Origin of the sequence: Duganella sp. HH101, from assembly GCF_001758795.1 — a bacterium.
GTDB classification, from domain to species: domain Bacteria; phylum Pseudomonadota; class Gammaproteobacteria; order Burkholderiales; family Burkholderiaceae_D; genus Rugamonas; species Rugamonas rivuli.
On the sequence record NZ_LRON01000024.1, the window covers coordinates 47050 to 59000 of the forward strand.

9 protein-coding genes are annotated in these 11951 nt (G+C 63.1%); 5 read left to right on the forward strand and 4 right to left on the reverse strand.

What is annotated here, in order from left to right; translation table 11 throughout:
• Positions 1-123: 123 nt before the first annotated feature.
• The 3 genes from DUGA2_RS27270 (at position 124) to DUGA2_RS27280 (ending at position 3417) form a co-directional block, all read left to right on the forward strand.
• Positions 124-1890 (forward strand): methyl-accepting chemotaxis protein, encoded by a 1767-nt coding sequence (locus DUGA2_RS27270; protein ID WP_070272540.1) that lies wholly within the window; start codon positions 124-126, stop codon positions 1888-1890.
• A 139-nt stretch (positions 1891-2029) separates the two neighbouring features.
• Positions 2030-2632: a hypothetical protein gene (locus DUGA2_RS27275; protein ID WP_070272541.1), complete on the forward strand. Its 603-nt coding sequence runs from the start codon at positions 2030-2032 to the stop codon at positions 2630-2632.
• A 71-nt stretch (positions 2633-2703) separates the two neighbouring features.
• Positions 2704-3417 (forward strand): O-methyltransferase, encoded by a 714-nt coding sequence (locus tag DUGA2_RS27280; RefSeq protein WP_070272542.1) that lies wholly within the window; start codon positions 2704-2706, stop codon positions 3415-3417.
• 3 nt (positions 3418-3420) lie between these two features.
• Here the strand turns inward: DUGA2_RS27280 and DUGA2_RS27285 are convergent, their stop codons facing one another.
• Positions 3421-4347 (reverse strand): lipase secretion chaperone, encoded by a 927-nt coding sequence (locus tag DUGA2_RS27285; protein ID WP_070272543.1) that lies wholly within the window; start codon positions 4345-4347, stop codon positions 3421-3423.
• A gap of 10 nt (positions 4348-4357) precedes the next feature.
• Positions 4358-5272: a triacylglycerol lipase gene (locus DUGA2_RS27290; protein ID WP_070272544.1), complete on the reverse strand. Its 915-nt coding sequence runs from the start codon at positions 5270-5272 to the stop codon at positions 4358-4360.
• A 176-nt stretch (positions 5273-5448) separates the two neighbouring features.
• On the opposite strand from DUGA2_RS27290, the gene DUGA2_RS27295 reads away from it, so the two are divergent.
• The gene (locus DUGA2_RS27295) at positions 5449-6150 is read left to right on the forward strand and encodes a TetR/AcrR family transcriptional regulator (protein ID WP_229212321.1); all 702 of its coding nucleotides are present in this window, start codon (positions 5449-5451) and stop codon (positions 6148-6150) included.
• On the opposite strand, the gene DUGA2_RS27300 is transcribed toward DUGA2_RS27295, so the two are convergent.
• Positions 6147-8453 (reverse strand): penicillin-binding protein 1A, encoded by a 2307-nt coding sequence (locus tag DUGA2_RS27300; protein WP_070272546.1) that lies wholly within the window; start codon positions 8451-8453, stop codon positions 6147-6149. The genes DUGA2_RS27295 and DUGA2_RS27300 overlap by 4 nt on opposite strands.
• Positions 8454-8671: 218 nt before the next feature.
• Here DUGA2_RS27300 and glpD point away from each other — a divergent pair, with 218 nt between their 5' ends.
• The gene (gene glpD, locus DUGA2_RS27305) at positions 8672-10216 is read left to right on the forward strand and encodes a glycerol-3-phosphate dehydrogenase (protein ID WP_070272547.1); all 1545 of its coding nucleotides are present in this window, start codon (positions 8672-8674) and stop codon (positions 10214-10216) included.
• A gap of 74 nt (positions 10217-10290) precedes the next feature.
• Here the strand turns inward: glpD and DUGA2_RS27310 are convergent, their stop codons facing one another.
• The gene (locus DUGA2_RS27310; protein ID WP_070272548.1) at positions 10291-11790 is read right to left on the reverse strand and encodes a peptide MFS transporter; all 1500 of its coding nucleotides are present in this window, start codon (positions 11788-11790) and stop codon (positions 10291-10293) included.
• Positions 11791-11951: the final 161 nt, after the last annotated feature.

The window sequence follows — 11951 nt, forward strand, 5'->3', positions numbered from 1 at the left end:
TGTGAGCGCTGAGCCACACACTGTACGAATGTGATTGACGCTGCCGGGGTCGGGCAGCATATTTAGTTATGTGGGGAAATATCACGAATACTCACGCAGACTAACCACTTCACGAGGTACAGCATGTTCAAGAATTTACTCATCAAGTGGAAGCTTGCCGTTCTGGTGGCTATCATGATGGTTGCTTTGGCGATCGTCGGCGCGGCCGGCTATCGCGGCATCGTCAAGGTCGGCGGCGCCGTCGAGGAAATCGGCGTGGTGCGGCTGCCATCGATCCAGGGGCTGCTGGCCATGAGCGAGGGCCAGACGGCGGTGGCGTCGGCCACGCTGTACACGGCGGTCTACGAGAACGACTATCACTCGCAGGACAAATTCGCCGAAGCGCAGGAGCTGCGCAAGAAAGCCTGGGCCAATATCGATCGCGGCTGGAAGCGCTACGAGCCGCTGCCGCAGACGGCCGACGAGGCGGTGATGTGGAAACAGTTCACCGGCGAGTGGGCAGCGTGGAAGGCGGTGGACGACAAGCTCGGCGCCATCATCGGCGCCATGGCCGCCAACAAGGACGAACAGAAGCAGAAGGATTTGTTTGTCGATTTCTACGCCCAGTACCAGTTGTCGCGGCCGCTGTTCCAGAAGGCCGAGACGACGCTGATGAAGATCGAGAAGCTGAACGAGGATATCTCCAACACCAGCGTGGAAGAGGGCACGGCGGCGGTGAAGAGCGCCCAGTGGGCGATGGTGATCGCGGCGGTGCTGTCGGCCCTGGTGGCGATCGGCTGCGCGGCCTACATCACGGCGGCGATCACCACGCCGATCAACGAGGCGGTGCAGGTGGCGCAGACGGTGGCGTCGGGCGACCTGACCAGCCGCATCGAGGTCAAGACCACCGAGGAGACCGGCCAGCTGCTGCAGGCCTTGAAGGACATGAACGGCAGCCTGATACGCATCGTCGGACAGGTGCGCAGCGGCACGGAGACGATCGCCACGGCGTCGTCGCAGATCGCCACCGGCAACCTGGACCTGTCGTCGCGCACCGAGGAGCAGGCCAGTTCGCTGGAGGAGACCGCGTCGTCGATGGAGGAGCTGACCTCGACCGTGCGGCAGAATGCGGACAATGCGCGTCAGGCCAACCAGCTGGCGGTATCGGCATCCGGCGTGGCGCTGCGCGGCGGCGACGTGGTGTCGCGCGTGGTCGATACCATGGAGTCGATCAATGCTTCGTCGTCGAAGATCGTCGACATCATCAGCGTCATCGACGGCATCGCTTTCCAGACCAATATCCTGGCGTTGAATGCGGCGGTGGAGGCGGCGCGCGCCGGCGAGCAGGGACGTGGTTTCGCGGTGGTGGCGGGTGAGGTGCGCACGCTGGCGCATCGCTCGGCGGCGGCGGCCAAGGAGATCAAGGAATTGATCGGCGATTCGGTCGGCAAGGTCGGCACCGGTAGCAAGCTGGTGGCCGAGGCGGGTGAAACGATGAGCGAGATCGTCACCAGCGTGCAGCGCGTGACCGACATCATGGCCGAGATCTCGCTGGCGACGCAGGAGCAAAGCGTGGGCATCGATCAGATCAATATGGCGGTCGGGCAGATGGACACGGTGACGCAGCAGAACGCCGCGCTGGTGGAGGAAGCGGCTGCTGCGGCGGCCTCGCTGCAGGAGCAGGCGGCGGGGTTGGCGGAAGTGGTCAGCGTGTTCAAGATGGACCAGGCGGCGGCGCCGCGTCCGCAGGCGATGGCGCAGCGGCAGACGCGCGTCGCGGCCGCGCCGGTGCGCGAGCGCCTTGCGGTGGCTGCACCGGCGCTTGTGCGGCCCGTGGCGAAAGCCGCTCCGGCCAAAACGCCGGCGCGCCAGATGGCCGCCGTAGCCTCCGACGACTGGGAAGAGTTCTAACAATAAAGTAAGCCACTATCTGGCGCAGCAGCACAGTAAGGCAGCCTTCGGGCTGCCTTTTTTTATCTGTGATCTGGCGCAAACCGTGCGGGAGACACAGGCGCTAGTGTGGAGGATTGCCTGCCTGGGAGGATCTGTCATGTCAGCGAACGTTGAAGGAAGTCAAGTTGAAAATGTCGCGCACCGGCCCTATGATGAAAGCATCGTGGCCCGATTGACGGCACTGGAGACGGAAGTGGCTGTTAAGCAAAACAACTTTGCCACCAAGGATGACTTGCAAGCGTTGCGAGAGGAAATGCACGCTGGTTTCGAGCGCGTTACTGCGGCGTTCAACAGCCACAAGCTTGATGTTAAGTCGGAAATCAACAAGTTACGCGAGGAGGTCATTGCCGCACTGGCGAATCAACGGATCGACTTCAATAACGCCTTGGCCAAGCAACGTCAAGATGTCTACGACGCGCTGGCCAAGCATCGTGAGGAGTTCAACGTTGCGTTGGCCAAGCAACGAGAGGAGCTCTACGATGCATTGGCCAAGCATCGTGAAGAGTTCAACGTTGCATTGGGCAAGCAACGTGAGGAGCTCTACGATGCGTTGGCCAAACAACGGGAGGACTTCCATGCTGCATTGGCCATGCAATCCATCGAGTTGCACAAAACCCTGGCAAGTCATGCCTGGAAAATCTACAGCCTGGCTTCGTTGCTGATCGCCGGCGTGTATTACATCGCCCGTTATGTGCATTAGATCGCCAGCGGGCCGCACAATTTCCTTCGAGTTCAAACGTCATCACCATTGGATAACCAAAGGGAGATGGCATGAATTTTTCTACGGACGAAATTTTGCGGCCTTTGCATGAGCAAAGCCAACAGCAATCGATAGCGCGTGCGCGTATGCAGTTTGCGGGCGGCGATGAGGACTTCACCCGCCTTCTGGGCGAGTACATGTTACTGGCCCCCAGCCAAAAAGGAAAATTCCTGAAGCGATATGGCCTGTCGACAGGCGACACGCAAACATCGCAGGGAACGCCCATGTCCCTGGCCGTATCGCCTGAGATGGGGCGCTTCTTGTACAGCCTGGCGCTGATGCAGCGCCCCGCGCGGATACTGGAACTCGGCAGCTCCTACGGCGTTTCGACGCTGTATTTCGCCAGTGCGCTGCGCCAGATCGGCAAGGGAGAAATCATCGCCACGGAGCTCGATGCCCTCAAATGCAAAGCACTGCTGGAGAACCTGCGCGCTGCCGGCGTCCAGTCCTGGGTCGACCTGCGCGAAGGCGATGTCTTCGACGCGGTCGGCCAGCTTGAAGGAACGTTCGACATGATCTTCATGGATGTATGGGCGAGCTTGTACCTTGATCTCTTCCGGAAGATAGAGCCTTTTCTGAAGCCTGGCTCGGTCGTCATCACGGACAATATGTACACCGCCGAGGAAGAAGTGCGCGCGTTCAAACGGTACTTGAGCGGCAATCCGGCCTACTCGTCCATCACCCTGGACTTCGAGTCCGGGGTGGAGCTGACCGTCATGATTTAAACATCACTGCTCATAAGCGCCCAGGCGCTTTTGCTCATCGGCCGAGAAGATGGTGTCGCGCAGTTTTTGCAGCGACGCCGGATCGGAGGCGCCCGCCAGTTGCTGGCGCTGCGCCTGATAACTGGTGATGCGGCGCTGCCAGTCGGCTTCCTCCCGGTCGACGTCGGCCAGGCGGGCCGCCGCTTCCGGCGATAGCGCCGCCGCGCGCATGCGGTAGATTTCGTTGTCGCCCTGGCCTTGCGCGCGCGCCTTCGCCACCGCTTCCTCCAGCTTCAGCACCCTGGCCGGCGCGTCGCGCTCATCGCGCACCTGCTGCGGCAGCCGTGCATCGAGCGCCGCGATGCGTTCCTTGCGTTGCGTATCGTTCAAACGCTGGTCGGCGTTGATCTCCAGCCGCGCCACCGCATCCAGATCGTAGGCGTCGCTGGCGCTGAACAGGCCTTCGGCTTCCGCATCGCTGAAGTAGGAGCGGCGCAGGCGCTGCATGGCTTCCAGCCGCTGGCGCGCACCCTGCGCCAGATCCTGCGTGGCCGGCAACCCGCGCTCCACATTGACCAGCGCGCGCTTGTAGGCCAGGTACGCATCCAGCAAGCGCCTTGCCTCGGTCGCCGGCGCGGCGCTCAGGCGGCGATCCAGCTCGCGGCCTATCTCCGCGCGGATCGCCTCCAGCGGCTTTTCGCCCAGCCCCGCCAGATAGTAGTCGAACAGGTAGGCCAGTTCCGCGTTGACGGCGAGCTTGTCGGCCGCCGTCTGCCGCACGTCGCCGTCCGGCCGCGTGCCTGTCATCGACGGCACGAACGCAAAGTAGTCGGGATCGGCGGGCTTGGCCTGCGCCGCCGGCGCCTCGCCACGCGTCAGCGCGAAATACAGGCCTATGCCGGCGACTGCGGCCAGCGCGCCGACGCCCAGCAGTTTTGCGTTCGTGTCCATTGCGCGCTCCTTACAGTCCCAGTCCCTGCAGGCGGTTGGCCTGCTGGCGGAAGATGGTGACAGGGCTGGTCTCGAACAGGTTGGTGATGCCCACCAGCTGATTGACTTCGTCCAGATGGTTCAGCGCATAGTCGTCGCGGATCACGCGGCCCAGGTGGCTGGAGCAGCTGCTGACCAGGCCATCGTTCTTGGCGCCTTCAAAAGCGATGGCGGTCAATGCCAGCACCGGATCGCTGACGTCCAGCACATTGGTGTAGGGCTGCGCGCCGCTCCACGAGAAGTAGTACACGCCGCGCACCTGGTAGTCGCCTTCGCCGCAGGCCGACGTCGGCACGCCTTCCGGATGGCGGCTGTTGAAGGCCAGCGTGCCGGCGGTGCTCAGCGATGCCGCCGCCGCGCGCGCGTTCTGCGGCAAGGTCGGGCTGCCGGACAGGAAGCTGATCAGTCCGGACACCGCGTTCGCCAGGCTGTAGGTCACGTTGGGCACCGCACCGATCAGCACATCGGCCACCTTCGAACCCTTGTTGACGCCACCGACGCTGCTGACCGAGGCCACCAGGTCGGGCCGCACCGAGGCCACATAGCGCGCGGTGGGGCCGCCATGGCTATGGCCGATCAGGTTGACCTTGGCGGCGCCGGTGGCGGCCAGGATCTGCTTGACCTGCACCAGCAGCTGCTCGCCGCGCACCTCGGTGCTGTTGGCGGCCGACACCGACGTCACATACACATTGGCGCCGCCGCTGCGCAGCGCCGGGGCGATGCCGTAGAAGTAGTCGACCGGGCCGACGCTGTCGAAGCCGAACAGCCCGTGCACCAGCACGATAGGGTATTTGGTTTGGGTGTAGCCGGCGGCCCATGAGGGCGAGGGCAGGGAGGCGAGGGCGATCAGGCAGACCGCCAGATACTTCCAGAAGCGTGTTTTCATTGAAGTCTCCGATTATATTTTGAGGTCCGGGTATTTCCCCGGTCAGCAAAATGTAGCACCGAGGCGTTGGCCTTGCAGTCCGCACGCTAGGCCTGGGGAGCCAATCTGCGGCGGCGCTGATGCCAGTTGTTTTCCTGGGCTATAATCGGTTACAAAAATCATACAAAGAGACTATCTTGCAGGCGCGATTCGACTTCCAACAATTTCAGGCGATGACGCCGCTGGACGGTGTCAATATCTGGGCGTATCTGCTCGACCACAACGCTGAACGCATCACCGTCAAGCGCCGCAAGCCGGCGCTGGAAAACCTGGAGCGCATCTTCCGCGCCACCTTCAAGCTGGCCAATGACGTCGGTTTCCGTGCCATGAACCTGCGCGACCTGTGCCAGGAGACCGGCCTGTCGATGGGTGGGCTGTACGGCTACATCAGCGGCAAGGACCAACTGGCGGAGATGATAGAAGACGTGGTGCGCCACGCCACGCTGGAGATGCCTCGCCTGTTCAGCGAGATCGCCGAACCGCTGGACAAGCTGGAAGCGCTGATGCGCGCGTCGATCTACGTGTCCGAGATTCTGCAGCCGTGGTTTTATTTCGTGTTCATGGATTCGCGCGTGCTGCAGGCGGCGCAGCGCACCACGGCCAAGGAGTCGGAGCTGTATGTGCAGGCCTTGTTCGCCGAGGTGATCGCGCAGATCCCGCAGCGTCCCGAAGGCAGGCCGGAACTGCTGGCCGCCCACGTCATGGCGATGTTCCAGGACTGGTATGTCAAACGCTGGAAGTACCGGGCTGCGGATATCAGCCCGGACCAGTTTGCCGATAGCGCCGTGCGCATGATGCGCGGCTACCTGGCCGCACCAACCAGCCCGGCGGCTGGCTAGTTGTTCGGCGGCGTGCCGGCCGGTTGCGGCGCCACGTTCTCCGCGCCCGGCGCGGCGTCGTCCATGTCCAGCGTGTGGCGCGCGGCGTCGCCGGTGAATTCGTCAAACAGCCACTCGCCGTCCACCTGCGTCAATCCCGCCGGCACCTGGCGCTCCTGCGCCGGGCGGCCTTGCAGCGCCACCTTCATGTAGTCGATCCAGATCGGCAGCGCCACGCTGGAGCCGAACTCCTTGCCGCCCAACGATTTCGAATCGTCGTAGCCCATCCACGACACCGCGACGATGCCGCCGCCGTAGCCGGCGAACCAGCCGTCCACCGCGTCGCTGGAGGTGCCGGTCTTGCCGGCCAGGTCAGGACGGCCCAGGCGGGCCACGGCGGCGCCGGTGCCGGTGCGCGTGACCTGGCGCAGCATGCTGTCGGTGACGAAGGCGTTGCGCGGATCGATCACGCGGGCGTCGTCCGGCAGCGTGGTGCGCGGCTTGGCTTCGGAGATGATCTTGCCGCTGCCGTCGACGATCTTCGCGATCAGGTAAGGCTCGACGGTGTAGCCGCCGTTGGCGAACACCGAGTACGCGCCCACCAGCTGCGCCGGCGTCACCGAGCCGGTGCCCAGCGCCATGGTCAGGTTCTTCGGATGCTTGGCCAGGTCGAAGCCGAACTTGCCCAGGTAGTTGTGTGCGTACGGCACCGTGATCGAACGCAGGATGCGCACCGACGCTACGTTCTTCGATTCCGCCAGCGCGGTGCGCATGGTGATCGGACCGTCGAATTTGCCGTCGTCGTTTTTAGGGCTCCATGCTTCGTTGCCCGTTTCGGCGCCGGTCAGGTCCAGCGGCACGTCGTTGATCAGCGTCGCCGGCGAGAAGCCTTTTTCCAGCGCCGCCGAGTACACGAACGGCTTGATCGAGGAACCCGGCTGGCGCCAGGCCTGCGTCACGTGGTTGAACTTCTGCAGGTTGTAGTCGAAACCGCCGACCATGGCGTGATAGCCGCCCGTGACCGAATCGATGGACACGAAGGCCGCAGCCACCTGCGGCACTTGCGAGATGCTCCAGCCGTTCTTCTCCTGCATGATGCGGATCACCGCGCCGGGGCGCAGGCGCACGCTGTCCTTGGCCTTGTCGGTCAGCGCGCTGGCGGCCAGGCGCAGGCCGTCGCCGCTGATGGTGATCTCTTCGCCCGACGGGTTCTGCACCTTCACCGACTTGGCGCCGACATCCAGCACCACGGCCGGGATCAGGCGGTCGCTGCTCGGGCGGCGCTGCAGCGCTTCCTCGATGGCGTCGTCGCGTTCTTCCTCGCCGGCCGGCAGCGTGATGAAGGCTTCCGGGCCGCGATAGCCGTGGCGCTGGTCGTAGTTCAGCACATTGCGACGCACCGATTCGTAGGCCGCGTTCTGATCGGCCTTCAGGATCGTGGTGTAGACGCTGATGCCCTTGGTGTACGAGTCCTCTTTGAACTGGGCGTAGACCACCTGGCGCGCCAGTTCGGCCACGTACTCGGCGTGGGTGTCGAACTCCTGGCCGCGATGGCTGACGTGCAGGGTTTCATGCAGCGCCTTCTGGTACTGCTCTTCGGTGATGTAGTCCAGGTCGCGCATCGACTTCAGCACCACGTGCTGGCGTTGCTTGGCGCGCTTGGGATTGACGGCCGGGTTGTGGCGGGCCGGATTCTGCGGCAGGCCTGCCAGCATCGCCATCTCGGCGATATCCAGATCCTTCAGCGACTTGCCGAAGTAGACCTGCGACGCCGCCCCGAAACCGAAGGAGCGCTGGCCGAGGTAGATCTGGTTCATATACAGCTCAAGGATCTGTTCCTTGCTGAGCGCCGCCTCGATCTTAAAGGCCAGCATGACCTCATTGAGTTTGCGGCCGTAGAATTTCTCGCGCGTGAGGAAGAAGTTGCGGGCCACCTGCATGGTGATGGTGGAACCGCCCTGGCGCATGGCGCCGCCCAGGTTGGCGCGCGCGGCGCCCAGGGCGCGGCGCCAGTCGATGCCGTTATGATCGTAGAAGCGCTTGTCCTCGATGGCCAGCACGGACTTCTTCATCATCTCCGGAATGTCCTTGATCGGCACGAAATCGCGGTGCTCCTCGCCGAATTCGCCGATCAGGGCGTTGTCGGCCGTGTAGATGCGCAGCGGGATCTTGGGCCGGTAATCCGTGATGACTTCCAGCGACGGCAGGTTGGGCGCCACGTACAGCAGCATGTAGGCCAGCAGCAGGCCGCCGGCGATCAGCGCGGCGACGCCGGCCAGGACGAAGCCGCGGATGGCGTTGCGGCGGGTCAGCCATTTGGACATAACAGTGGGGGAAGCAGTCAAGGCGTGGTCTCACGGTAGCATTGGTAGGCGCGATTATAGACCAACACAATTTGGGCACTCTTAAATCAATTGGACCGGAAAAGTGGTTTTTTATGCAAAATTGGTCACTCAGCCCTATGACTATTGGTGATTTTGTCGTAACGTAACAGATATTCGACTCAACGACGCTTTACTCACGCTTTACTACCGGGGAAGACATGGCGGAACCGCAGCACACTCTCGATTGCGACGTCCTCATCGTAGGGGGCGGCATCAACGGCGCGGGCATCGCGCGCGACGCGGCGGGGCGGGGGCTGTCGGTGGTGCTGTGCGAGAAAGACGACCTGGCGTCGCACACCTCGTCGGCGTCCACCAAGCTGATACACGGCGGCCTGCGCTATCTGGAGTACTACGAATTCAATCTGGTGCGCAAGGCGCTGATCGAGCGCGAGGTGCTGCTGCGCGCCGCGCCGCACATCATGTGGCCGCTGCGCTTCGTGATGCCGCACGCGCCCGGCCAGCGTCCCGCGCTGATGATACGGGCCGGCCTGATGCTTTACGACCTGCTGGCCAAGCGCGAGCTGCTACCCGCGTCGGCCGGCATCAACCTGCGCACGCACGCGGCGGGCAAGCCGCTCAAGCCGGAGTTCCAGCGCGGCTTTATTTATTCGGACGGCTGGGTCGACGATGCGCGGCTGGTGGTGCTGAACGCCATCGACGCCTGCGAAAAAGGCGCCACCATCCTGACCCAGACCGTGTGCAGCGCGCTGGCGCGCAAGGCGGACGGCTGGGAGGCGTCGCTGCACAAGAGCGGCTGCGGCGACTTCCGGGTCAACGCGCGCTACGTGGTCAACGCCGCCGGGCCGTGGACGGCGGACTTCCTCCACTCGGCGCTGCCGAAAGAGGGCCGGGGCAAGCTGCGGCTGATCAAGGGCAGCCATATCATCGTCAAGCGCATCTTCGAGCATGACAATGCCTACATCTTCCAGCACCCGGACGGCCGCATCGTGTTCGCGATCCCGTACGAGCGCGATTTCACGCTGATCGGCACCACCGACCTCGATTACCAGGGCGACGCCGGCCAGGTCGCCATCAGCGAGGACGAAATCGCCTACCTGTGCGGGCTGGCCAGCCAGTACTTCGTCAAGCCCATCGTGCCTGCCGACGTGGTGTGGACCTATTCCGGCGTGCGGCCATTGGTGGAGGATGGCGCCGACGCCAAGGCGGTCACGCGCGACTACCGGCTGGAAGTCGACAGCGAAGGCCCGCCGATGCTGAGCGTCTTCGGCGGCAAGATCACCACCTTCCGCAAACTGGCCGAGGAGGCGGTCGACCAGATCGCCAAGGCGCTGGGCAACCGCCACGGCGCCTGGACCCACAACGCCTGCCTGCCTGGCGGGGACCTGTTCGGCGCCGAGCCGCAGAACCGCTCGGTGCTGGAGTTCGACACCTGGGTGCGCAATGTGCAGGGCCGCTACAGCTGGCTGCCGCAGCTGCTGGTGGCACGCTACGCCCGCGCCTACGGCACCCGCATCCACACGCTGCTCGGGAAGAAGGACGATATCGCCGCGATGGGCGAGGAGATCGCGCCGGGCCTGTACGCGGCGGAAGTGGAATACCTGCGCCGCTACGAATGGGCGCGCACCGCGCAGGACATCCTGTGGCGGCGCTCCAAGCTTGGCCTGCACCTGCCGCCGGACACCGGCGACAAACTGCAGGCTTGGTTGGCGGCGAACCCGTTCCAGTACAAACAAGCAGCATAAAAAAATACCACCAGCCAGAACGCGCTCAAGATCGCGCTCTGTGCCGGTGGTATTTTTCTTGGTACTGGGTGCGTTTACTTCACGCCGTGCATCAGCTTCTGGATCAGCGGTGCGATCAGGAACAGCAGCGCGCCGCCAGCCATCAGCGACCAGAAGCCGAAGGTGTAGCCGGACAGCGCCGACGTCACCGACATGCCGCTCTCGCCGCTGACCGCCGAAGCGAAGATGCCCGACAGGTTGTTGCCGATACCGGTAGACAGGAACCAGCCGCCCATGCCCAGGCCAACCAGGCGGGTAGGCGCCAGCTTAGTCACCATCGACAGGCCGATAGGCGACAGGCACAGCTCACCGACCGATTGCAGCACATAGACCATGAACAGGGTCCAGAACGGGATGTGGTTGTCGATGCTGACCAGCGACGACAGCGCGAACATCAGCAGGCCGAAAGCGGCGCCGTTGAACAGCAGGCCCAGGCCGAACTTACGCGGGATCGACGGGTTCTTGTTGCGCATGGCGACCCAGATGAAGGCGATGATCGGTGCGCAGGTGATGATGGCCAGCGAGTTCACGGTCTGGAACCAGGCAACCGGGAAGGTCCAGTTGAACATCTGGCGGTCGACGATCTTGTCAGCCAGGAAGGTGAACGAGCTGCCTGCCTGTTCGAAGAACATCCAGAACATGATGTTGAAGAAGAAGATCAGCAGCATGGCGATGACCTTGTCGCGAGCGACCTTGCCGTTCTTGATGCCTTCGACCAGCAGCATGATCGACAGCAGGATGAACAGCGCCGACAGCACGATCTGCAGGTTTTGCGCGCCGGCAGCCAGCAGGAAGTAGACCACAGGGATCACGCACAGCGAGCCCAGGACCACGTACAGCACGCGTTTCGGATCGGAGTTCGATGCATCCGGAGCGCCTATGCCTTGCAGCTTGCGGCGGCCGATGAAGAACCACACCAGCGAGATCAGCATGCCGACGCCGGCCGACATGAACACCACTTTATAAGCAGGCATGCCATTGGAGCCGAAGATGGCGGTCGCCAGCCACTCGGTCAGCACCGGTGCGACCATCGCACCGGAGTTGATGCCCATGTAGAAAATGGTGAAGCCGGAATCGCGGCGGGTATCGGCTGCGCTATACAGCTTGCCGACCATGGTCGAGATGTTCGGTTTGAACATGCCGTTGCCGACGATGATGGTGGCCAGGCCGAGTTGGAACACGGTCTGATTGGGGAGGGCGATCATGAACAGGCCGGCCGCCATGAACGAGGCGCCGACCAGGATGGAGCGCTGATAGCCCAACACGCGGTCGGCGATATAGCCGCCGAACAGCGCAGCGGCGTAGACCACGGCCAGATAGGAGCCGTAAATCAGGTTGGCAGGGGCCTCACCGGAAGGGTCGCCATTGTAGAACTGCGCCACGACGTAGAGCACCAGGGCCCAACGTATGCCGTAGAACGCGAAACGCTCCCAGAACTCGGTCATGAACAACATCCACAGCGGAGCAGGGTGGCCCATGATCTGCTTGAATTCGGGAATAGCGACTTCCGTATTGGTGGTGGTAGCACCGCTCATGCGGCTTCTCCTAATTTTATGATCTATGAAAAGTGTCTCAGGTTCCCTCGTGGGGAGCCAAATTGGGCGCCATTTTAATCTACAAATCGCTCCGGCCGTACATTTTGATGGCCTGCCTGCAAAGATATGTCTTTTGTGCTAATAAATATGTACTTTCCTGC